We start from the raw sequence: 24,492 nt of genomic DNA, 5'->3' as shown, positions 1-24,492 counted from the left end.
ATTGCATGAGTGATTCAAATCAACCCGGGCTGACTGCATCCGAAGAGATGCTCGCCAGAACCTTCGACACATGGCGTAAGGAATTTCGAGGGATTCTGGAAAACCACCGCCGTGAAATTCAGGACCGGCTGGAGAAGATCGAACGGGAAATCGAAAAGAAATCTGACAAGGAGAATGTCGAGGTGCTGGTTCGCGGCATCAATTCAGACCTGCACCGCCACGCTGAGGAAATTGACCGGCTCCACACCCGGGTCAGCGGCAAGGTCGGTACGGAGACCATGTGGAAAATTGTCGGGCTGACACTGGGAATCGGCACCGCTGTCGGCGGGCTTGTCGGCTATCTGATCAATTTAACCTTGAGGCTGAAACCATGAGCGGACCACAGGCACGTCTCGGAGATGTCAGCAGTCACGGCGGTGTGATCATCACATCGGCCGTTCGAACCATGGTGAATGGGATTCCAGTGGCCCGCATGGGTGACCTGCACGTCTGTCCCATCCCCGGACACGGCGTTACTCCCATCGTGACCGGAAGCATGACCACCATTACCGAAGGCAGTCCCAACGCCAGAATCGGCGACATTACTGCCTGCGGTGCGGTTATTGTGGCGGGCAGCCCGAACACCATAGACAATTGAGGAGCTTTGCATGCCGGAAGAATCAACCATACCGACACATCCATACTGGGACGTTTTCCCCAAACTGATCCGCGTCTCTACTTCTGAATGGCCGCAAACCATTCCGCTGTCCATTCGGGGCTCGGTTGAATCGCCGGTGTTTGAATCGTCCAACATCGATGTCGCCGAGGTGGATGAATCTGGAAATGTGATCTGCGGTATGCAGCCCGGCGCTGCCATTGTTATGGTCTGGCATTCAGATGATCATCTGAGTGTTCGCCATGTTCAGGTTGAAGTGTACGGCACTCCAATGGGCGGAGGAGAAATGCCCTCATGACCGAACAACTCGACATTCCGGCCTATTGGGAGATTTATCCTCAGAGCATCCGACTCTCGCTATCCTATTTCGAGCAGCGCATCCCGCTCTCTGTTCGCGGCAGTGGCTTGAGCCCGCAGTTCATTTCATCCAACCCGGCTGTGGCCTATGTGGATGACGAGGGCTTTCTGGTCAGCGGAATGCAGATTGGCAACGCCATGATCATGGCCTGGGATTCCGATGCCCGGCAAAGCCTACGTCATTTGAATGTCGAGGTCCGAGATCCCTCGTGGTTCGCCAACCATCCGGACTTTTTGCTCGACCTGGGCACCAGTGTGCATCTTATCGGATCTGTAGTGGATGCACTCAATGCCCGGCCGCTTGCAGGTGTTTTGGTAACCATACGGCGCAGCGAGGAAGGTCCGATTGTGGCGCAGCAGATCACCGATGCCTCCGGCCAGTATGAAATGGAGCTGTTCGAAGGACTCTATGTTTACGAAGCAAGCACGCCCAACTATATCGATGCCCATGGCCTGCTGAACGTCCTCGAATCAGGAAGCTCCGGCCAGAATATCGTGCTCTCCCCGGAACTCAACGGACAGGTGGCCCGCATCGTTTTGCAGTGGGGACTTAATCCCCGGGATCTTGATTCTCACCTGCGCGGTCCCCGTCCGGGTGGCGGCACGTTTCATGTCTATTACTCGACAGATTATGTGCAGGATTGCGGCGAGCTGGATGTGGATGACACCTCATCTTACGGGCCGGAGACCATCACCATGCATCGGCTGGTGGCCGGAACCTATCGCTACAGTGTTCACGACTACACCAACCGCAACTCGAGCACCAGTACAGGTCTGGCCGGATCAGGCGCGACCGTGAAAGTGTTTTATTACGATGGCCGGGAATACACCTTCAATGTGCCCAATCAACCCGGGACCGTCTGGAATGTATTTGAAATCAACGGAACCACCGGAGCGATCACCGCCCTCAACCAGATGGAGTTTGAGTCGAATCCGGGCAGCGTAGGAATTTAGGAGAACGCTCATGATATCCATAGAAGAACCTCAGGCTGGAGCCGTGATCGAACAGACCGATTCCGGAGAAAACCATTTCATTCTCAGAGATATGGCTATCCAGCTTGCGGGGATCAGAACTGAAATCGCAGGCATGAAAGCCATTATCGAGGCATCCCATAATGCATCAGAAGCATTGAAACAGCAGGCACAGGAGGCGCTGGAAGCACACATACAGAACACACAGGATTATATGGATCAGGTCACGACCGAACCCCCACCGGATTTCTATCCCTTCGTCGAATTGCCTGCGGGCACCGAACCCCGGGATCTGCCGGACGGAAACCGTCTCTTTACCTTGTCTGACGGCATGGTTCTCAAAACCAATGATGATCACTCTATTTCGGTCATTGTCGATGGAGAGCCGCATCTCATTACACCCGGCCCCGGAACATCCGTGGAGGTCAGCCCCGGGCGTGTCTTTGAACTGGTGCCCGAATGGATCGTAACCACGGTGGAACAGGCTGGCATAAGGGGGCTCCCGCTCTCGGCCCAAGTGGATCAATTGACCGAGCATCGCTTCAGCATCGAGCTTGCCCCATACAGGCTGCTACTTGATCAGCAGATGAAAACGCTGTCCGTCATCAATCCCTCGGGCAGCATCGATATCCTCGGTATTACCCGTGTTGAAGGTGTCGGTGAGACCATCACTGTCCGCATTCTGGCCGATGGAGCCAAGGGTTTCTCCTGTGAAGAGAGCGGGCATGGCGGCCTCATCGAGAGCGGCGGCACCATTCATCTTTCCATGAAAAACGGCACCAGTTTGATTGTCCGCTTTCCGGATGATGGCTCGGCAACAAATGACGGCTCCATCAGCTGTCAGGGGCTCTGTAATCTTGAATGTGAGGAGCGTGATCTATGAACTACGATTTTCTCGGTACAGGGCTGAAATTCCCTCTGAACTTTCAATCCATATCCGGTGGAGCCGAAGTCTCCACATCGACCTCCCGGGAGCATGAACATATCCGGGAAAGCATCATTCAGATTCTTGGGACAAGGCCCGGTGAGCGCTTCATGAACCCGGAATTCGGTTCAAAGCTGAAAGACCTTGTGTTCGAGCAGAACGATGAAGTGCTCAAAGGTCTCATCCGCCATCATGTCATCGATGCGATCCGCCGCTGGGAAAAACGGGTGGTGATCACGGACGTGTCCTTCGATGATTCCGCCCGCAACAAAGACCTCAATCAACTGCCTGTCATCATTTCCTATCGGGTCATCCATACTCAGGTCGAAGGAAACCTCGTTTACCCGTTCTTCCGGGAACTTCCTTAGACCTCCGACACTTCCAGACGGCTTCCGGTAAGTAATCGGCGTGTGCGGAGTTTATCGCTCCGCTTAAAAAACATCGAACGAACCGGAGGCACAATGGGCCGCGCAAGCATTGAATATATCAACAAGGATTATGAATCGATCCGGCAGGAACTGCTGGCCAAAGTGCCGCAGCTGACAGATCGCTGGACCGATTTCAATCACTCCGACCTTGGAGTTGTTCTACTGGAACTGTTCTGTGGAGTCGGTGACATGCTGGCCTATTACCTCGATGCGCAGGCTGCCGAGGCATTTCTGCCGACAGCCCGTCAGCGTCAGAATATCATCAACCTCTGCAAGCTCATCGGCTATCAGCTCGATACACCGGTCTCTTCTACCACCACCATCCGTTTTTCACTTGCCGCTCCGCTCGATTTTGATCTACCGATTCCGGCCGGAACTCAGTGCCGGGCGCTGCTTGAAGATGGCAAGGCCGACTTTGAAACGGTGGACGATGCCTTCATTCCCCGAGGTGAACTCTCCGTCGACATTTACGCCCGACAGGGAATCCGCAAATCTGAGGAGCTGGAAGCCACCGGAAAGCCTTGGCAGCGGTTTCATCTGAGCGGCGCATCAATCGCACAGGCAACCATCCGTGTTCTTATCGATGATGATGCCTGGAGTGAGGTTCGCCATTTTCAGGAAAGCGATAGCGACAGCCTTCATTTCATGGCCGACACGAACGCCTTGGATATTACCTCCATTCTCTTTGGTGATGGCCAATCCGGAGCGGTTCCCGCTGCAGGGAAAACCATTTCAGTGAGTTGGCTCGAAAGTCTCGGAGCCATGGGAAATATCGGCCCCGGACGCATCACGCAGCTTCTGTCAGCCGTCTATCACGACGGCGCTCAGATCCCACTTACCGTATCCAATCCGGTGGCTGCTACCGGCGGCTCATCCCGGGAGACCATTCAACATGCACGCAATCAGGCTCCGGCCGAACTGCGCAGTCTCTGGAAGGCGGTAACGCTTCAGGACTACAAGGCACTTGCCGAGGGCTATCCCGGAGTTGCCAAGGCCAAGGTGCTCGACACCAATGACTGCCAGAACATCCGTTATTACAACGTCCATCTGGCCATCGCCCCCAATGGCGGCGGCATGCCTTCCGGGCTGCTCAAGCGTGATCTGGCTGAATATCTGGAACATCGCAAGGTGATCACCGTCGAGGTGAAGCTGTTCGATCCGGTGTACCGGTCCATCCATATCGATTGTGAAGTCTATGCATGGCCGGGCGAAGCGCTCGAAAATGTGCGCAGTCGAATCGAATCGTCACTGGCGGATTTCTTTGCTTTCGATCAGGTGAGCTTCGGCCAGACCATCCATTCATCTGATCTCATAGCTCTGATCGATGGTGTTCGGGGAGTCAGTCACATTCGTCTCTATACGCCCCAACTGGACGTAGAACTCGGGCGCGGTGAAATACCGGTTCTTGGCTCGGTTAATCTCGATATGCGGAGGGCCGAATAGTGGCGGACTGGTTCCAGAACAATCTCATCGATCTGCTGCCGCCATTGTATGAGCACAAGGATGAAAGCGGCGACCTTCGCTCTCTGCTTTCACTCCCGGCAGGCACGCTCGATGAGATCAAGGAGGCCATTGACAGGTTCCCCGACATTTTTGATGTGGAGCGCTGTGACGAGCGCTTTCTGCCCTTGCTCGCGTATCTGGTCGGTCACCACTATGACGGCACAGACACGCCGGAAAACCAGCGTCGGCTGATCCGTGAAGCGGTCGAGATATACCGTCGCAAAGGAACCATTCCGGCAATCGATCGCAGTCTTGGGTCTGTCGGTTGGGAGGGGCATATCGAGGAAACTTTCCGCAGTGCTCTCCGTTTAAACTCCCGTTCCCGATTGAGTTCGGCAAAACTCCCCGGCAATGTGTTCAGCCTCGGAGTGTATCGGGTTCACAGTCTTAACCTGGCCGAAGGTGTGCGGGATGCATTGTCTTTTCATCATCCGGCTGGCACTCGGGCGTTTTTCCTGCAGTGGCTCGCTACTTTTCTGGAAATCGGGTCCGATCTGGAATTTCAGAACGCCGCCCATGTCCGCAGTGTGGTTCTGGCTTTTCTCGATGAAACTTTCGTGCTGGGAAGAAGCCGTCTCGGCTCTTGCCGCCATCTGACCAACAAGCAGCGGATATTCAATTACCTGCAGCTGACCAGCACTGTGGAGATGGTTCCGGAAATCGATCGGGCCAACAATAAGGTCTCCCGTTTTCATGGCCGTCAAAACAGGATGCGACTCAATCACAGGCCGCTCAACGAAAGACGGCTGGTGAACACCTCCATCCGCGAGGACAGGCTGTCCTTCTGTAATCCGATCTATACCGGCCGGGATTATCTCACCGATATTGTCGAGACCGGTTTCAACCTCTCGGCTGATCATCTCAACCGCCGCAAACTTTCCTTTGCCGATACGGAAACCCTTTACTGCTTTCGGCAGAAAGACCTCTTTTCAATTCTGCAGGCGGAGGCTTCGGAAGCCCTGCAGAACAGACAGACCTTCGGCTTCAACATCGAAGCGAGAAACCGGCAATGCTTCCAGCTGGGCCGTTCACCGCTCAACGGGGATGTGGTCATCAATGCCATTCAGGGTGGACACAGCAGTGCGCTGCTGGTTGCCGCCGCCGGATGCAAAGCCGGTGTCACCGAAGCATCAGATCTGATTAACCGCTGGCGTCGGAGAGGGCCTGTATTCAAGCTCAACGCGAATGTCCTCAACAACCGGACTTTGACCAATGCGAACCTCACCGGAGAACGGGCATCGCTTGAAGTCTATGTGGATACAGGTTCTCTCCAACGCCCACGGATCGTGCCTTTGAGCCTGAACCAACGCGCCCTCAACACGACCTCTTTACGCCTCTCCGTGGATCGGACCCGACCGCTCCGCATCGGCCGGATGAAACTCAATCAGGCCGGTTTCCGATTCACCGAGCCGTCCTACCGATGGCTGTTCCGTCAACAGGATTTCAGCGAGGCGCAGGAGGCCGCGACAGAGAGCGCCGTGAACAAATATCAAGTAACCCAATGGCCTGTTTAAGGAGAGATTATGGCAATTCACTTATACCTCGATGAACAGTTGATCCAGCAGATTTCTGAAGGCGATTTCAGCAATCCGGATGCGGACAACTACAACGGCACGGATGGAGAAATCAAAGACCGGCAGATTTTCGTGGCCAATGAACAGACCACGCTTGCCGCACCGATTGATGACGTCCAGACCAACATAGAACTGACCGAACCGCGCTTTGCCGATGCGGAATACATCGTGATCGGCACTGAGCAGATGCAGATCCTTTCCGGCGGCGGAACCATTAATCTGACCGTAAGACGCTCCGTAGCCAACACCGTGGCCGCATCTTACGCGGCCGATGCGCCGGTCTATTCCGGATACGACTATACAGGGCTGGTTGTGGACCCGATCGACGAGTTCGAAACCGACGAATCGGTCTGGTACAAGCTCGCGCTCACACAAGCAGAGCTCGATGCCGCCACGCAAAGTGCGCCGCTCAACATTGGAGCCAAGGCACACAATCAGACCATCTCTTTCTGGCGTCGCTGCACGGTGCTTTTGGGCACACCCGTCCAGAACAAGATCGATATCAAGCTGCGCCTCACCGGAACAGAGAACCCCGTTTTATAAGGAGTGAACCATGGCTTATCAAAGTATTCAGGGAACCGCCAGCGGCCGATTGGACCTGCTGAACAAGATCAAAGATTTTCTGGTCACCACCGTTGGCTGGACATTGCATGACGACCAGTTCGCCGATGCACGGCCATACTATGTATTCAAGTCTGTCGGGGAATCCGGAGCGGAAGATATCTATCTGCGTTTTCAGATCGGGCAGAGCTCCGGTCGCATTGAAGTGGCCGCTTTCCAGTATTGGGACAACACCACGCAGACCGCTGTCAACGAAGGGTTTTCCAGCAGTTATAACTATCTCCGGGCCGAGGACACCGCCGATTTTATTTACTGGCTGTATGCCGACCTCGACCATGTATTTGTCGTCAGCAAGATCGTCTCGACCTATTACGGCCATTACAGCGGCTCCATCAAACGGTTCTGGTCCTCGGCAGTTGCCATCACCCAGACTGCGATTGTCAACGGCAGCGCCGTGGTGGTGCAGGTTAACGATGCATCGATCTTCACACCCGATCAGCATTACATCATCAAAGACGACGCCAATATCGAGCGGGTCAAAATTACCGCCATCGATACGGTTGCCACGCCCAATACCGTCACCATCGAAACACTCGTCAGCGATTATGCGGCCGGGGCCAAGATCGGCGAGGACCCGCAGCCGGTCATAACCGGTTACTACAACATGCCGGGCACCTTTTACGCTGTGAACAAGTTCGACGGCTGGACTTCCGCCAGCGGACAACGCGGCCGTTGCGGTGCGGCCCACGGCAACCTGCAAAGCGATACCGATCCGGAACGCCGCTACGACACCACCATTCTTTTCCCATGGCTGGTCAGCATGAACGGCTCCGACAGCTATCAGGAGCTGCGCGGGGAACTCATCGAAATCTATGCCACCGGCGGAGCCAACGTGGCCTCCGAGGATACCGTCGAAATTGGTTCGGATTCCTATCGGGTGTTCAACCTTTCCGGCGGCGGCTGGTGTGCGATTAAGGAGTAAGGCTCATGGCTGTTGTTAAAGGACAAATCAAAACCACAACCCAAGTGAAAGGTCGGCGTGTTCCGCAGCCGCTGGCCAATCTCAACAAGGGAATGGCTTTCAAGATGGCCGGGAGGATTCGCCGTGGCCGTGCATAAGGGAGCAATCATCAGACCTGCCGTTATCCGGGGCATTCGCAGACCCCAATTTCAGGTCAACCTGCCGCCTGTGCAGGGAGCCTATTTCGACCTGTTCGGCCCTCGAGATCAAAGGCGCACCATCGTGATTCAGGCGGATGCCTCTGTCAGGGCTTCGAACCAGCGTGCATTGGTGGCCGACAGTCAGGCCATTGTGGCGGGCCTCATCGAGCGGGATGCCGATACCTGGCTGATTATCCCGCAGGCATTTGAACAGCTGTCTCTTGCCGCCGTTCGGGTGACGCATCCCCGACAGGCAATGCTGGATACAGCGCTCAGAATCAGCGGTTCCCGGGTATTGACGGCCGACACCGCCCAGCATCTGGAGCAGCAGTTTGGCCGTTCCGCAGACGCGGGGGTGGCCATTTTCAATGTGATTATCAACGAAGAACACGAGATTCAAACATAAGGAGAAGACCATGGCATTGGGACTCATAGTCAAATCAGGCCGTGTATTGACGGCAAAGCTCCTGATGGGACAGGCAGTGGAAGGCATCACCCACTGCGCCATCGGGGATGGAGATGAAACATTCACCGAACCGCAGAATCCGCCTGCGCCGGATATCGAGCAGGCTGCACTTAAAAACGAGCGTGCCAGAAAGCGGTTCTACAAACGGACCTTCCTCAAGGAGGATGCCGAAGGTGCGCTGGTGGTCAACGGTGTCCGCTATCTGGAAACCGGAGAAGAGACCAACACCATCGGCATCTTCTTTCGTTTTGATGAGGCCGAAGCCAACGGCATCACCATTCGCGAATACGGCTTTTTCGGCGGCGACGTCGAATACGTGGCCAGCGTGAGTGGTGATCTGGCCATGGGCGGTGTGTTCCATCAGGACACCAACCCGGTCGGTGAGGTGCTCCGCCCGGGCTACCTGTACGAAGTGAAGAACATTCCAGATTTCAACAAGATTTCCGATACCCGCGTGGAGCTGGTCGGGATCATCAAAATATAACCGGAGGTAAAACAGATGAGTATTTCAAGAGATACATTCGATCCCGCCAAGAACTACAAACGCATCCGCTATCATCAGGACCGGGATCTGCTCGATTCGGAACTGAACGAACAGCAGGAACTGATCAACCTCGAGCGTCGCAAGATTGCCGATATCCTTTTTAAGGAGGGATCGATTCTGAGCGGCCTCGATGTCACAGTGCTGGATAACGTGCTTACCCTGACGCCGGGTATGATCTATATCGACGGCCATGTGGAAGCGGTCGCCGGAGCCACCTTGACCTATGATCCCGCCACCACCAGTGGCGCGGACTATGTCTATGCCGAGTTGCTCAAATACAATTACGGTTACACACAAGACCCGTCGCTGATCAATCCGGCCACAGGTGAACCCACCGCCGAACGAGAGAAATGGGTGCTGGCCCTGAAGACCACCGACACCACCGGACTGACGCTTCCCAACAACGTGACCGAGCGCAAGGTGGTGCCCGTTTACAAATTCGACCGGGTGACCGGTGATGTTACGGCGACGGTGCAGGAAAAATCCAATCTGTATCTGCGCGACCTGCTGGGCACGCTTCCCGGCAGCCGGATTACGGTTTCCTCCATTACCGAGGATCAGCTCTCCTTTGCCGCAGCCGAAGGTCTCAATTCGCTGCTGCAGAACCTTGCCGAGCGGACCTTCGATCAGGCGGGAAGCTATCTGGTCAGCGGTTTCGACAGCTTTATCGGTTCGGTGGATGATACCGATGTCGAGGTGATTACCAATGCGGGCCGGGCCTACATTCAGGGCTTCCGCCATCAGCGGGATCTGCCGACCTCAACGCTGGTTCCCAAGTCGGTGGCCATCAAGTCGGTTCGTGGTGAACAGAAAACCTATAACATCAGCCAGCGCCGTTATCCAGTCAATTCCACACCGCTCAAAGAGACCACGCAGGTGGAAGCCATTGTGGAGATGACCGCCAATGTGACCCGTGGCTCGGTCGGCGGCGGAGAGGATTTGCTCGATCCCAATCCGGTGGTGGATATTCTGGAGGTCAGTCAGGGTGCCACCATTTTTCAGGAAGGCATCGACTGGCAGCAGTCCGGCAACCATGTGGACTGGATCGGCTCCGGAAACGAACCGGCCATCGGAACCACCTATACCGTGCGCTGGACCTACACCAAGCAGATGATCAAAGGCGAGGATTATGTGGACGGCGGCTGGTTCGGTATTACCGCCCATCCGACAGCCGGAACCTATCATTATGTGGTGACCGCTTTTGATGGCTCGGGTGAAACCGCCTTCAACTCCGGCAGCGTCCTTTCGAAAATGACTCTGGCCGGAGAGATGAACCGTCTTTCATGGCTGCCGGTCAACGGTGCCACCGGATATCGGGTTTACCGGGCCACGACCAACGGTTCCAGAACGGACTTCCAGCGCATCAAGGAGCTGGGCAGCGAAGCCATTTCTTATATCGATGATGCGGTGGACGAACCTGTGGCCTCAAATCCACCGGCCAGCAGCTCGGCGGCGGTTTCCATGTCCACGACCCAGATCGAGCTGGGGAATCTCAACGTGGTCAATTTCGGTCGCGGAGCGCTGGGTGATGAACCGGTCAACGGCTCCAACTGCAGTATCGATTACGATTATTATCTCGGACGCAAGGACATCATCTACGCCACCACCCGGGAGATCAAACGACTCGAAGGCGCTCCGGCGGATTTTCCCAAGCTCCCGATCGTTCCGGAGGATACCTTGGGACTATGCAGCATCGACTGTCCGCCCAACTCCACCGATATGACCATCCGCAATTTCGGGCTCACCCGCATCACCATGGATCAGATCCACGACATCATCAAAGATGTGGATGACCTGAAATACAACGATGCCCAGTATCAGATGAACAACGAACTGCAGAACCGCGACGCTCAGTCCAAGAAAGGCATCTATTCGGACGACTTCTCCAATACGGCCCAGTCGGATATCTATCATGCCGAGTGGGATGCCCGGGTCAATGAGCTGGGCAAGTTTGCCTCTCCGGATCGTTCGGCCATTTCCAATCCCCTCGAGGTGGATACGGGAAGCAGCGATGCCAGCTTCTTCGGCAGTCTGGCACTGTTGCCGGGAGCGGAACAGGTGATTCTCGAACAGAATGATTGGTCCGAGGAACGCAACATCAACCCGTATGCGGTCTTTGAAAAGCCGCCCGCCATGCTGCAGGTCACGCCCAATATCGGCCGCCGAGGCCAGACCGGCATTGCGGTAACAGGCATCAACTTCACGCCGGATCGCTCCGGGATTGTCCTGCGTTGTGACGGCCGTGTCATGTCCAGCAATCTGGTCAGCGATGATGCCGGACGTGTGACCGCCTCCTTCACGGTGCCGACGGAAGCCCGCAATGGCAATCGTATCGTGGAAATGGCGGATGGGCAGTACACCGCCCGGGCCAGCCTGCAGATCAATGATCCGCTGGTGATCACCCGTATCCAGCGCTTTATCCAGACCAACATTATTACCCGCATCGTTCGTGTGCCGGTGGTGCGTACCGTCTGGAGAACCCGCACTATCTTTGTCCGCCGCGACCCCTTGGCCCAGACCTTCAGCTTCACGGAAAATCGGGTGCTCTCGGCAGTGGGGATTCAGTTCACCGAGCGTGACGCCTCCATTCCGGTAACGGTTCAGATTCGAGGTGTCACCACCGGATTGCCCAACGACACCATCTTTGCAGAAAAGGTGATCGCGCCGTCGGAAATCAATCTCGGCGGTGAAACCAAGATCAGCTTCGACGACCCGTTCTACGCGGAAGCCAATACCAGCTATGCGGTGGTCCTGCTGACCAACAGCACCAACTACAAAGTGCGCACCGCCACCCTCGGAAAAACTGGCCGTCAGGGCATTATCACCCGGCAGACCTATGCCGAAGGTGTGCTTCTGGAAAGCTCCAATGCCGAGACCTGGACGCCGCTCAACGGCTCCGACCTCACCATGAAGCTCTACGGCTATGAGTTCGAGAATGAAGGCACGGTCCAGTTCCAGCCGGTCAGCGGTGTGCAGTTCTCTGATCTGAATATCGATGAATACTCGGCCATCCCGGAAGGTACTCATCTCATCTGGGAATACTCCACCGATGGTGGCGCGACATGGGATGCGGTCGTTCCGGCCGAGGAAGAGCGTCTGCCCAATCTGGCCAATGGCGTTTTGGTCCGGGTGCGCTTCAGTACCGGCATGGGAAACGACACTCCGGCGCTCAACTTCCGGGATGTCAACCTGATTGGCTACCTCAACAACACCGCAGGCACCTATTTGACCCGTGAGAACGAGCTGACGCAGGGTGTGGAATCCACCAAGGTCTACACTCAGATGGATATCCCCAGCGGCACCAGTGTTCAGTGGTTCGCCTCCAATGATGGCGGTGAGACATGGGAAGCCATGACCATCGACGACACCCGACCCATCGATGAAGACTGGACCGAATACACGCTGGTCCGAATCTTCAGTGATCCATCGGGAAACAAGGTTCGCTACAAAGCCGAGATGACCGGAAGCGCCTTAACCTATCCGAGAATTCACTCCCTCGGTGCAACCCTGAGCTGATGGAGGGCATGAGATGATCGTTAAACGCCGTGGCGGGATGACGGAATTCATCCCGTCTCCACAGGAAAAACGGGAAGGACTGGTCCGGGATCACTCCTTCAATCTGATCGAAAACCTGCACCACAGGTTGAGCCGGTTGGAAGAGGAACTCGGATTGCCGCTCGATGAGGCTGAAGCCTGCACCGCCTTTCTGGAGAAAATGAAGCAGGATGAATCCCAGAATAAGGAGATTCACACCAGCCTGATTACAGGTGAAAGCCCGGGCTCCTGACCCAATCCCATCCGTGAAAAACAGCCAACGCCCCGGAACGCCCGCACGCTTTCGGGGCGTTTCTTTTTGTCCTCGACCATATCCTCCGAGGCAGTTTTCACCTTCCCCGTGGGTACTGGGACGGCAAGAAATTCGGCTAAACTCGGTTAAATCCGGAAAGAAAACTTGATTTTTTCATTTCATCTATATATCTTTAACCCTGTTTAACCTAATGTAGCCGGATTGTGCCCCTATGGGATGCCGTCCGGTTAAACAACTTGACGAGCCGTTTGGACGGCCCTCAAAGAATGATGGAGTCGAAAATGGAAGACAGATGGTTGTCCGTAGATGAAATTGGAGACTATCTCGGGATCAAGCGAGATACCGTCTATAAGTGGATAAGCGAGAAAGGCATGCCTGCCCATAAAATCGGCCGTCTTTGGAAATTCAAGAAAGACGAGGTCGATACCTGGGTTCGTGAAGGAAAAGCGAGTGATTTCAAAGAAGAAAACAACAAAGAGTAAATCAATATGACGAAGTTTCATTCCAAATATTTCGCTCATGAATTGACTCGAGCTGGAGGCAAAGGCGTAGACCGCCTTGGCCGTGCCTTGTTTGACGCTTGTGTTGACCTGAACCCGCACCAGATCGAGGCGGCGCTCTTTGCTTTAAGATCTCCATTATCCAAGGGCGTTCTGCTGGCTGATGAAGTCGGTCTTGGTAAAACCATTGAGGCCGGGCTGGTGATCTGTCAAAGCTGGGCTGAAAACTGTCGAAAACTATTGGTCGTTTGTCCTGCCTCCCTTCGTAAGCAGTGGGCCGTGGAGCTGGAGGAAAAATTCAATTTACCCAGCCAGATCCTTGATGCCAAAACCTATCGGGATTCACAAAAAGCAGGTAATCCGAATCCTTTCGATGAACGAAAAATCATCATTTGCTCCATGCACTTTGTGGCCAGCAAGGCCATGGACATTCGAGCCATCCCATGGAATCTTGTTGTCATTGATGAAGCGCACAAACTAAGAAACGCATATAGGGAAAGCAACCGGATTGGTCAGGCTGTCAGACAAGCTACATTAGACAGAAAAAAACTACTCTTAACCGCTACTCCGCTGCAAAATTCTCTTCTCGAACTTTACGGCCTTTCAACCCTTATAGATGAGAACATTTTTGGAGATCTTGCGTCTTTCAGAACTCAGTACATCAATTATGGAGGGGACGTTTCCGGACTTCGCGATCGCCTTCAAGGCTTTTGCTGGCGCACACTTAGAAGTCAAGTGATTGAGTATGTTCCTTATACAGAACGTAAGCTGATCACGCGCCCGTTTAAGCCTACAGAGCAGGAGCATAAGCTGTATGAGGCTGTCTCCAAATATTTAATGCGTGATGATACATATGCCTTTCCTGCCAGACAAAAGCACCTGTTGATCCTACTTATTCGAAAGGTACTGGCATCGTCACCGACCGCACTTGCCGGTACCCTTGAAATCATAAGGGAGCGCTTATTGGGGCTTTTAGAAAATGCAAAAAAAGGCCGTTCAGTTTCAGAGCTATTAATCAAACAGGCAGATATCGATGAAGACTTGTTGGATGAAATACTTGAAGATGAAGAGGATGATATTAGTGACATTATCCCGGAAAACAACGCACCTGCTCAGGAAGAGAAGATTGATATTGCCCGTCTTAGGAATGAAGTAAACGAGATCGATCAATATATCGGATGGGCGCGAAGCATAGGAATAGACACTAAATCCAAAGCTTTACTCACAGCACTTGATGTCGGTTTCCAGAAAATGACTGAGATGGGTGCGGCCCGAAAGGCCGTCATTTTTACTGAATCGCGGAGAACTCAGGATTGGCTTTTGAACCATCTGAATAACCAAGGATTTTCAGATCAGGTCGTTACCTTCAACGGCACCAACAAAGATGATTCAACCGGAAAAATCTATATAGACTGGCTGGAGGCCAACAGAGATACAGGCCGCATTACCGGGTCAAGGCAAGTTGATATGAGGGCGGCAATCCTTGATCACTTCAAAAAAAGTGCAAGCATTTTGATCGCAACTGAAGCCGGAGCTGAAGGGTTGAATATGCAGTTTTGTTCCATGGTGATCAATTTCGATTTACCTTGGAACCCTCAACGGATCGAGCAGCGCATTGGTCGTTGTCACCGTTATGGGCAAAAGCATGATGTCGTTGTTATCAACTTTCTCAATGAAAAGAATGAGGCCGACAGACGGGTACATGAACTCCTGGAGCATAAATTCAATCTTTTCAGTGGCGTTTTTGGTGCCTCGGACGACGTTCTTGGCTCCATCGAGTCAGGTGTGGATTTTGAACGGCGCGTGTTGGATATTTATCAGGAATGCCGGACTGAAAATGAAATACAAAGCGCCTTTGCAGCCCTTCAAAAAGAACTGGAAGAATCTATCCAGACTAAGTTGAAAGATACCAGAAAAGTCCTGCTGGAACACTTCGATGAAGACGTTCATGAAAGATTGAAAGGCAATCTGATTGGCACACAGGAAAAGCTCGACCGGATCGGCAAACAGTTTTGGACTGTTACCAAGCATGTACTGTCCGAACATGCGACATTTGATGATTCCACGCTTTCTTTTAATCTCCACAAACCACTGGCTAACGGCACAAGGCTGGGCACCTACCATCTTGTTACAAAAAACAAGGACGTGCAGAACAGCGAGTTTTTGTATCGACTGAGCCATCCTCTGGGAGAGCATGTCATTCAAACTGGCAAGGATTTACTCTGCCCCGTCTCAACGGTCGTGTTTGATATCACCAATAATCCGACGAAGATATCCGTCATTGAAAGCCTCAAAGGAAGATCAGGCTGGCTTACACTCAGCAAGCTTGAAATCTCTTCGTTTGAATCAGAAGAATACCTTTTGTTTTCGGCAATCGATGATGCCGGAGGGAATCTTGGTCAGGAGACAATAGAAAAGCTCTTCAATTGTATTGGTTATGACAGCCAGGAAACATCGCTTCCTGAACCGATAAGGCAGAGGCTCTGTGCAGATAGTGAAAGGCATATCAAGGCCACCATCACCAGAAACCTTGAAGACAACAACAAGCATCTGTCAGAAGCATGTATTCAGCTCGATAAGTGGGCTGAGGACATGGAAAAGGCGGCGGCCAAAGAGATGGATGACACCAAACGCAAGATTGCCGATATCCGCCGAAAAGTCAGGCTTGCTCCGACCATGCAGGAACAGTCTGAGCTTCAGACCGAATTGAAGAAGCTTGAAACCTTGCGCCGCAGACAACAACAGAAAATTTTTGATGTTGAAGATGAAATAGCAGAAAAGCGGGATTCGCTGGTCGAACAGTTGACAAAGCGGATGGACCAAAAAACAGAAACAGAGACACTTTTTACGATCCGCTGGATCGTTAAGTAAATCGTCAGGAGTATACCAGATGCCGACTACAGAAAAACTTAGAAACAAGCTTATGGCCAAGCTTACGGAGCTGTTCCAGCTGGATCAGCCGGATCTTGATTTTGGATTTTATCGAATCATGCAGGCCAAGGCCCAACAGGTAAAATCCTTCATAGATAAAGATCTCCTGCAGATTATTGAGGATGCTTTCGGGCAGGTTGATGAAGGCAGAAAGGCTGAACTCGCCGCTGCCGTAGAAAAAGCCATTCAAACCGCCAAGGACTTCGGAGCGCCAAACCCTGAAGAGACAGAACCGGTGAAAAAAGCCAAGGCGGCACTGGATGCCCTGCGCGACGGAGCCACCGCTGAATCCGACGTGTATGACCATCTGTACCGTTTCTTTGAACGATATTATGACGAAGGCGATTTTATATCCCGCCGGTATTACGCCCGAGAGAACGCCGGGAAGGCTGCCCCTTTTGCTATTCCGTATAATGGCGAAGAAGTTAAGCTGCACTGGGCCAATGCGGACCAATACTACATTAAAACGGCAGAATACTTTTCCAACTATAGCTTCGATATTACCCAAGCCGCTGAAATCCGTAAGATGTCGGATGGAGAAAAGGTTCTAAACGGCATCCCGGAAAAAACGCTCAAGGTACATTTCCGTATTGTCGATGCCAGCGAAGGTGAGCATGGCAATGTAAAGGCTGCCGAAGATAAAAAGCGGTTTTTCATTCTGCACGAGGAAACCCCGGTTGAGTTCAACGATGCAGATGAGCTGGTTATCAATTTTGAATACAAAGCGCTACCCGGTGGGAAGAATGACGTTGATGCCGATACAGAGAAAGCATTGAAAGAAAAATTCGGCAAGAGCCTGAACAAAGGGGATATGCCGAATCTGGCCATTGCTGAAAAGGTTATTGAGGCTGCTTCCGGGTCAGAAAAGGCCAAAGAATATCTCAGCGCATTGGGCCTGCATGCACCGACAGACAAGATTTCCAACAGACCGCTACTGGCGAAATATATCAACCAGTACACCGCCCGCAACACCTGCGACTACTTCATCCATAAAGACCTTTCAGGCTTCCTTAAACGAGAGCTGGATTTCTATATCAAAAACGAGGTGATGCACCTTGATGATATCGAAAACGCCGATGCCCCTGCCGTGGAAAACTATCTGGCCAAGCTCAAGGTCATCCGCAAGATTGCCACAAAGCTGATCGACTTTCTCGCCCAGCTGGAAGATTTTCAGAAGAAGCTCTGGCTGAAAAAGAAGTTCGTCACCGAGACCAACTACTGCATTACGCTGGATCGCATTTCCGTAGATTTGTACGAAGAAATTGCTGCCAACGATGCGCAATGTGAAGAATGGGTAAAGCTCTTTGCCATTGATGAGATCAAGGGCGATGCCGGAGGATTGCCCGGTATGGGGGCGCCAGAATATTCGGTTCCGCTGACGACGGACTTTCTGAAAGCGAACGACAAACTGGTATTGGATACTGCATTTTTCAGCAGTGATTTTAAGGCAAAGTTAATTGCGTCCATCGAGGATTTTGATGAACAGTGCGATGGCCTGCTGATTCATTCGGAGAACTTTCAGGCGTTGAACCTGTTGCGGCTAAAGGAATTCGAAAAGGTAAATAGTATTTACATAGATCCGCCTTACAACACTGGTCAAGATGAATTTCTTTACAAAGACAATTATCAATCTTCAAGTTGGATATCATTGATTGCTGATAGAATCAAACTGTCACATCAGTTGATTAATGATGATGGCGCAATAGCAATTAGTATTGATGAAAATGAAATTTCAAATACTTTGAGGATTCTTGACGATACTTATGGCAAGGAGAATCGAGCGGGAATAGCGACTGTCAAGCGAGGATCTGTGACTGGTCATAAAGCCATTAACAAAGGGCTTGTGAACATTGTTGAGTATATTGTTCTTTATGCAAAGAACAAATCCAAATGGGAACCCCAGCGTGCCTTTAAGGCGAGAGGGCGGAATGATCGGTATAATAATTTCATAGAAAACAGAAATTTAGATTCAAGTGAATGGAGAATCATATCCTTATTAGACGCATTTTCTCAACATAAGAACATACCCAAAAGAGAACTCAAACAACGGTTGGGGAAAAAATTTGAAGATGAGATTTATCAGTTTGTTAAAGATAATGCAGCGTCTGTAATACAGCTTGCATACCCTGATGAATCCAATGTTAGCAAAGATGCCCAAGAAGCGATCAAAAAATCTCGTAAAAACAAATCTGAAATACTTCATTTCAAAAGGAATGGGGTTCCTGACATGTATCTCATTGGAGGTCAGAGACTACTTTTTTATTCAGATAGATTAGTTGAGATAAATGGCGAGACTGTAACAGCTGAACCTTTATCAGATATTTGGGATGATATTTTGCCAAACGATTTGCATAACGAGGGGGGGGTCTCTCTTAAAAAAGGTAAAAAACCAGAAAATCTATTAAATCGAATTTATGACATATGCTGTAAGCCACAAGATTGTGTTCTCGATTTCTTTCTAGGTAGTGGTACAACGGCGGCAACCGCATTAAAAAGAAATATTAAGTTTATCGGTATCGAGCAAAGCAATTACTTTGATGACAAGGCACTTCTTCGTCTCAAGCTCGTGAATAAAACCAATAAAAAACATGAGGCAGAAAGAGATTTTTGCTTCAAATATATCCGTCTGGAATCCTACGAAGACACACTGAACAACCTTGTTTTTGATGACAATCCTGTCCGTGGCAAGGCCATCGAGAGCAATCCATCGCTTAAAGAGGACTACATGCTCCGCTATCTGCTGGATGTGGAGACCCGGGGCAGTCAGAGTTTGCTCAATATCGACGCTTTTGCCGACCCTTGCGCCTACGCCCTTGTGGTGAAAAAGCCCGGCAGTGACGAACAGGTCAAACAACACATTGATCTGATTGAAACCTTTAATTACCTGCTTGGCCTGCGCCTTGAAAACATGGCTGCCCCGCAGACCTTTACTGCCAGCTTTACCCGCAAGCCCGATCCTGAACTGCCCGAAGACCAGCACACAAAACTGGTGGTGGATGGAAAAATTCAGCAAACCGCTGAGGGTAAATGGTGGTTCCGTAAATTGGAAGGCTGGGTGCCAGCCGATCCTATGAACCCGAACAACGGTCAGAAAGAGCGTGTGCTGATCGTGTGGCGTAAGCTCACCGGCAATCTGGAAGAAGACAACCTGATGCTGGATGAGTGGTTCGAAAAATTCCGCATTTCAACCCGCGACTTTGAATACGACACCATCTATGTCAACGGCTCCAACAACCTGCCCAACCTGAAAAAGGATGACGAGAACTGGAAGGTCCGCCTCATTGAAGAGGAGTTCCATAAGAAAATGTGGGAAGTTGGAGGAGAGGCATAATGGCCAAACGAAAATCCAAAGGACCAAAACAGCATAAATTCAGGGACAAGCTTCTCCTGAATCAATGGCTGGTGAGTTTGTTCGGCATTGATCCGCTTCGGGAAGGCGCAAAGAAGCGTCCATTTCACAAACTGGCTGAGCCTATTCGTGATCCGAGGCTGGAAGGTCTCGACAAGGATAATCTACACAACTTCTACCATGCACTGGTTAACAGCAATCTGTTTTGGGATGATGTAACGGAACTAAGCAAGACGCAACTGCTGGCTTATGAGGAGAATATTGTCCATCACACCCAAGCGATCAATGCCAAGCGTCATCGTCCAGTGGTCTGGAAGTATTACCAGTGGCTTTCGCTTCTGTTTGTTGAAATCTATCTCGATCGCTATTTCAGTGACCGGGAGTCTTTGCTCACAGCATTGAACGAGTATGTTGACCGCTTTAATAGCCGTTGGCCGGAATATGCTGATATGGCCTATTTCAATGAAGACGAGCTGAACAAGCTCTCTTTGCAGAATGCCACCGGTTCAGGCAAAACGTTGCTGATGCATGTCAATTACCTGCAGTATAAGCACTACTCAAAAAAATACGGCAAAGAGAAGGATCTCTCCAGAGTTGTTCTTATCTCACCGAATGAGCGATTGAGCGAACAACATATTGCCGAGTTTTCCGAGAGTAACATTGGCGCATCCAATTTTTCAAAGGAAGGCCACAGTCTGTTCACGCAGGCTCAAGGACTTTCCCGCGTGGATGTTCTGGAAATTACCAAGTTGGGCGACAAGGAAGGCCCGAACACCATTGCAACACGCAGCCTTGGTGATCAGAATCTGCTGCTTGTTGACGAAGGGCATCGTGGCCTTTCTGGAAAAAATGCCAAGGCTGATGAAAACGCATGGTTTAAAAACCGCGCGATGCTGTGTGAAAAAGGCTTTACCTTCGAATACTCGGCAACCTTTGATCAGGCCGTTTCCGGTACGGGGCATGAAGACGATTATGCAAAGACGGTTGTTTTCGACTACTCCTACCGTTGGTTTTATGAGGATGGTTTCGGTAAAGACTACCAGATCCTCAACTTACCAAAATCATTTGATGATCTCAAAGCCGTCTACTTGACTGCATGTCTACTTAAGTTCTATCAGCAGCTTGATATCTATGAGGACAAGAGCCAGTCATTACATCCTTTCAATATAGAGAAGCCTCTATGGGTTTTCGTTGGGAGCACCGTAACCGGTGGCAAGCTCGGGAAGGACGAACAGATTGTCGCAACCGATGTGGCCCAGATCATCGCATTTATAGCCGATTTCCTTTCGAGCAAAGATAAGGCCTGTAAGCGTATGGAGGAAATCCTGACTGGAAACGGACAGGACACAGGTCTATTGGATAGTAATGGCGTTGATATTTTTGAAGGCTCATTTACATGGCTGGCCAAAACAATGAACGCAGGGCTTTCCTATGACGATCTCTACAAAAATATCCTGAAGCGCCTGTTCAATACGAATACCGGGGGGCATCTGGCCCTTGATCGCGTAAAAGGCGAATCCGGGGAAATTGCTCTGCGGGTCGGCACATCAGAGACGCCTTTCGGATTGATTAACGTTGGCGATGCCAAAGCGCTTGCGGATCACATTGAAGGCGTGGCCAAGCAGGATGGTTTGTCACTGTCTGTTGAGGATAGCGACTTCTCGGAAGCGACCTTTGATTCCGTTAAGGACTCATCGTCACCGGTCAACCTGCTTATTGGATCAAAGAAATTTGTCGAAGGCTGGGACTGCTGGCGAGTGAGTACCCTTGGTTTGATGCACGTTGGTAAAAGCGAAGGGGCGCAAATTATTCAGCTCTTTGGGCGTGGCGTGCGACTGAAAGGATACGGCTGGAGCCTCAAGCGAAGCGGGCACAGCTATGCTCCGTCCATTCCTCAATATATCGAGGAACTCGAGACGCTGAACGTATTCGGTGTGGAAGCCGATTTTATGGAGAAATTCCGCCAATTCCTTGCCGATGAAGGATTGCCCGGCAATGAGCGGAGACGTGTGTTTACCATACCGCTGAATGTCACCTATGACTTCGGCAAAAAGTTGCAGATCATCAGGCCAAAACGGAAGGCGGATGACGGAAAAGAATATGACTTTAAGAAGGATGCTCCCGTCCCCAACCTTGGTCAGCTAACAGAGTACCTTCAGCTGCACCCGGTTGTGTCTGACTGGTATCCGCGTATTCAGTCCATCCACTCAAAGAAGACCGCCGAGGCGATTAAAAAAGATGATGTGAAATTGGCCGATAGACATATCTCGTTGCTGAATCTGGATGAGTTGTATTTCGAACTCGAGCAGTTCAAGCGTGAGAGAAGTTGGTACAACCTGAATATTGATAAAGCGGGCATCCATAAGCTACTTACAGATAAAACATGGTACACCCTCTTTCTTCCGACGGCCCGATTGGAACCGGCTGGATTTGATGACGTCTCGTTGCTGCAGCAAGTAGCTGCAGAGCTTCTCAAACGGTTCTGTGATCACTATTACAACTATTGTAAACGGTCATTTATTGAGCCACGCCTTGAGCTCCGGGAGCTTACGCCGGAAGATGACAATATCCCTCAGGAAGATTTTTATCAGCTCATAGTCGATGGCAGTGAAGAACAGGTAATCCTTGCCATCGAAAAGCTCAAAAAGGAGTTGGAAGAAAACAAACAATCACTGCTTAAAGCAGGCGAACTCCAAGCATGCCGCTTTGGAATGCATCTTTTTCAGCCGCTCTTCCATGTAAGAAAAGGTGGAAAAATTACCATTCTGCCAGTAGCGCTGAACGAAAGTGAATTTCAGTTTGTGACGGATCTTAAAGATTGGTCCGAAACCAATGCGGAGCAGCTTCAAAAGGACGGGGTTGAACTCTTTTTGCTCCGGAACCTGAGTCGCGGAAAAGGCGTGGGCTTTTTTGAAGCGGGTAATTTCCATCCCGACTTTATTCTGTGGATGATTGTTGATGGCAAACAATATGTCACCTTCATTGAGCCGCACGGGCTGCTCCACGAAGGCCCCGCGAGTGAGAAGGTGCAATTCCACAAGCGCATCAAAGATATCGAAAGCCGATTTGCCAACCCGGATGTCATTCTCAACAGTTTTATTCTGTCGTGGACAAAATATCCCCAGCTTCGTTGGGGAATCCCGCAGGATGAGATGGAAGCCAATCATGTGCTCTTCATGACGGATGACCGGGATGGGTACATAGACAAACTGTTTGATACGTTGCAGCAGGCAGTTTCAGAGGGGGCCAAATAGAGATGGATATCCTGCTGACATTTACCGGGTTTCACGACCCCTATTCAAAAGGGCTGGTAGACCAAGAAGAACAACCGGGGCCGATCCTGTCGTTGTTGAACGTCAGAAGTTTTGGGCACGTATTTCTCTTTGATACGCCAACCACCCGGGAGATCAGCAGGAACACCAAAGAGGCGATCAACGCATTGCATCCGGACTGTGATGTTCACGTTCTGGATATGAAGCTGTCGGACCCGACCAGCTACCGGGACATCTTTGGCGGGCTGAAGCAGCATGCGCATGCCATTCAGGAAGAGCATGGTCCGGCCAACTTCTTTATCTCGGTCGCCTCGGGCACACCACAGATGCATGCCTGCTGGGTGTTGTTGGCCGCTTCCGGTGAAATTCCGGCCAAGATTCTTCATGTAAGACCACCACGCTTTGTAACAAAGGATCTCCCCCCTGTAAGCGAGATTGACCTGTCATCGGACGAATTTCCATCGGTTCGATTCAAATCCTCCAGCTTTTTCATTGATGAACATGAGGTCGATGTGGGTTCGGCCCGGGCACAGCTCGGGATTGTCGGGGATCATCCGGCTATGCTCAAAGCCCTTGAGATGGGAGCCATGCTGGCCTCATCGCTGGCTCCGATCCTGATTACCGGAGAGACCGGAACCGGAAAAGAGCTGTTTGCCCGATATGTCCATGCATTGAGTGGCCGACCTCAGGATACTTTTGTCGCGGTTAACTGTGCGGCGATCCCGGAGGACCTTGTTGAGAGCATTCTTTTTGGACACAAAAAAGGTGCCTTTACCGGGGCTGTGAACGATCAGACCGGAAAGTTTGATGCAGCTCACAAGGGAACGTTGTTTCTGGATGAACTTGGGGAACTGCCGCTACCTGCTCAGGCGAAACTTTTAAGGGTCCTTCAGGACGGCATTGTCGAACCGATCGGTCAAACCAAAGGCCATGCGGTTGATGTTCGGATCGTTGCGGCTACCAATCGTGAGCTCCGCAAGCAGATTCGCAAAGGTAATTTCCGTGAAGACCTTTATTACCGGCTGAATGTCGGCGAGATCAAACTGCCCTCCCTGCGCGAGCGGCGTTCAGATATTCCCAAACTGGTGCTCCATATTCTGGACCGGTTGAACGGTTCCCTGAAAAGACAGCGTCGACTCACGGCCGATGCGCTCAGTCGTCTGCAGGCGCACAACTGGGAAGGCAACATCAGAGATCTTGAGAATGTCATCGAGCGCTCTGTGAGGCTGAGTCGTGTGGAGGTACTGGATGCCTCAGACCTGCTTATTACCGAGCCGATCACCTATGCCGATCCATTGGATGCTTTGCCCGAGCCTTACGAGGGTTTTTCTCTGGATGAGTTTCTCGGCAGTGCCCGCAAGCAGATGATTTTGAGGGCGCTTGAGGCTGCGAACGGCAATCAGAGTCAGGCGGCGAGGATGTTGGGTGTAACCCCTCAGGCGGTGCACAAGTTTTTGAATCAGACAAAACGAAAACTTTAAACCGG

Annotated in this window: 20 protein-coding genes; all 20 read left to right on the top strand. The window is 51.6% G+C overall.

The annotated features are described in order from the left end of the window. Positions 1-5 precede the first annotated feature (5 nt). The 20 genes from G491_RS0114920 to G491_RS33985 all read left to right on the top strand — a co-directional run bounded on the left by G491_RS0114920 (position 6) and on the right by G491_RS33985 (position 24,487). A complete protein-coding gene (locus tag G491_RS0114920; protein WP_028315168.1) occupies positions 6-374 on the top strand; it encodes a hypothetical protein in 369 nt (122 codons plus the stop codon). Further along, positions 371-637 (top strand): PAAR domain-containing protein, encoded by a 267-nt coding sequence (locus G491_RS0114915; protein ID WP_028315167.1) that lies wholly within the window; start codon positions 371-373, stop codon positions 635-637. Before G491_RS0114920 ends, G491_RS0114915 begins: the two co-directional genes overlap by 4 nt. A 10-nt stretch (positions 638-647) precedes the next feature. Further along, the gene (locus G491_RS0114910) at positions 648-953 is read left to right on the top strand and encodes a hypothetical protein (protein ID WP_028315166.1); all 306 of its coding nucleotides are present in this window, start codon (positions 648-650) and stop codon (positions 951-953) included. Then, complete coding sequence (locus tag G491_RS36320; RefSeq protein ID WP_028315165.1) at positions 950-1,966, top strand: hypothetical protein; 1,017 nt, start codon at positions 950-952, stop codon at positions 1,964-1,966. The genes G491_RS0114910 and G491_RS36320 overlap by 4 nt, the downstream gene beginning before the upstream one ends. Before the next feature lie 10 nt (positions 1,967-1,976). Further along, positions 1,977-2,867, top strand: a complete 891-nt coding sequence (locus G491_RS0114900) for a hypothetical protein (protein ID WP_028315164.1) — start codon at positions 1,977-1,979, stop codon at positions 2,865-2,867. Then, a complete protein-coding gene (locus G491_RS0114895) occupies positions 2,864-3,277 on the top strand; it encodes a GPW/gp25 family protein (RefSeq protein WP_028315163.1) in 414 nt (137 codons plus the stop codon). Before G491_RS0114900 ends, G491_RS0114895 begins: the two co-directional genes overlap by 4 nt. 93 nt (positions 3,278-3,370) lie before the next feature. Continuing rightward, positions 3,371-4,780, top strand: coding sequence for a baseplate J/gp47 family protein (locus tag G491_RS0114890; protein ID WP_028315162.1), 1,410 nt, complete (start codon positions 3,371-3,373; stop codon positions 4,778-4,780). Beyond that, positions 4,780-6,354: a phage tail protein gene (locus G491_RS0114885; protein ID WP_028315161.1), complete on the top strand. Its 1,575-nt coding sequence runs from the start codon at positions 4,780-4,782 to the stop codon at positions 6,352-6,354. The genes G491_RS0114890 and G491_RS0114885 overlap by 1 nt, the downstream gene beginning before the upstream one ends. Before the next feature lie 9 nt (positions 6,355-6,363). Further along, complete coding sequence (locus G491_RS0114880) at positions 6,364-6,957, top strand: hypothetical protein (RefSeq protein ID WP_028315160.1); 594 nt, start codon at positions 6,364-6,366, stop codon at positions 6,955-6,957. Positions 6,958-6,967: 10 nt separating this feature from the next. Continuing rightward, positions 6,968-7,957, top strand: a complete 990-nt coding sequence (locus G491_RS0114875; RefSeq protein WP_028315159.1) for a hypothetical protein — start codon at positions 6,968-6,970, stop codon at positions 7,955-7,957. Between the two features lie 5 nt (positions 7,958-7,962). Continuing rightward, the gene (locus G491_RS36555) at positions 7,963-8,094 is read left to right on the top strand and encodes a hypothetical protein (RefSeq protein WP_282705990.1); all 132 of its coding nucleotides are present in this window, start codon (positions 7,963-7,965) and stop codon (positions 8,092-8,094) included. Next, positions 8,081-8,542: a hypothetical protein gene (locus tag G491_RS0114865; protein WP_028315158.1), complete on the top strand. Its 462-nt coding sequence runs from the start codon at positions 8,081-8,083 to the stop codon at positions 8,540-8,542. The genes G491_RS36555 and G491_RS0114865 overlap by 14 nt, the downstream gene beginning before the upstream one ends. A gap of 10 nt (positions 8,543-8,552) precedes the next feature. Beyond that, positions 8,553-9,086: a hypothetical protein gene (locus G491_RS0114860; RefSeq protein ID WP_028315157.1), complete on the top strand. Its 534-nt coding sequence runs from the start codon at positions 8,553-8,555 to the stop codon at positions 9,084-9,086. 15 nt (positions 9,087-9,101) lie between these two features. Beyond that, positions 9,102-12,662 (top strand): DUF4815 domain-containing protein, encoded by a 3,561-nt coding sequence (locus G491_RS0114855; RefSeq protein WP_028315156.1) that lies wholly within the window; start codon positions 9,102-9,104, stop codon positions 12,660-12,662. 13 nt (positions 12,663-12,675) lie between these two features. Then, on the top strand, positions 12,676-12,933 hold the full coding sequence (locus G491_RS0114850) for a hypothetical protein (RefSeq protein ID WP_028315155.1): 258 nt from the start codon (positions 12,676-12,678) through the stop codon (positions 12,931-12,933). A gap of 302 nt (positions 12,934-13,235) precedes the next feature. Next, positions 13,236-13,436: a methylation-associated defense system helix-turn-helix domain-containing protein MAD1 gene (mads1, locus tag G491_RS0114845; protein WP_028315154.1), complete on the top strand. Its 201-nt coding sequence runs from the start codon at positions 13,236-13,238 to the stop codon at positions 13,434-13,436. A 6-nt stretch (positions 13,437-13,442) separates the two neighbouring features. Continuing rightward, positions 13,443-16,325, top strand: a complete 2,883-nt coding sequence (locus G491_RS0114840) for an SNF2-related protein (RefSeq protein WP_035219041.1) — start codon at positions 13,443-13,445, stop codon at positions 16,323-16,325. Positions 16,326-16,344: 19 nt separating this feature from the next. Beyond that, positions 16,345-19,716, top strand: coding sequence for a DNA methyltransferase (locus G491_RS0114835; protein ID WP_028315152.1), 3,372 nt, complete (start codon positions 16,345-16,347; stop codon positions 19,714-19,716). Next, positions 19,716-22,988 carry a DEAD/DEAH box helicase family protein gene (locus G491_RS0114830; protein WP_028315151.1) on the top strand — a complete coding sequence of 1,091 codons (3,273 nt, stop codon included), beginning with the start codon at positions 19,716-19,718 and terminating at the stop codon, positions 22,986-22,988. The genes G491_RS0114835 and G491_RS0114830 overlap by 1 nt, the downstream gene beginning before the upstream one ends. 2 nt (positions 22,989-22,990) lie before the next feature. After that, the gene (locus G491_RS33985) at positions 22,991-24,487 is read left to right on the top strand and encodes a sigma-54-dependent Fis family transcriptional regulator (protein WP_051327282.1); all 1,497 of its coding nucleotides are present in this window, start codon (positions 22,991-22,993) and stop codon (positions 24,485-24,487) included. Positions 24,488-24,492: the final 5 nt, after the last annotated feature.

The organism is Desulfatibacillum aliphaticivorans DSM 15576, assembly GCF_000429905.1.
In the GTDB taxonomy this organism is placed as follows: Bacteria; Desulfobacterota; Desulfobacteria; order Desulfobacterales; family Desulfatibacillaceae; genus Desulfatibacillum; species Desulfatibacillum aliphaticivorans.
The sequence above is the reverse complement of the archived record's forward strand: the minus strand, read 5'-3'. Positions and strand labels throughout refer to the sequence as shown.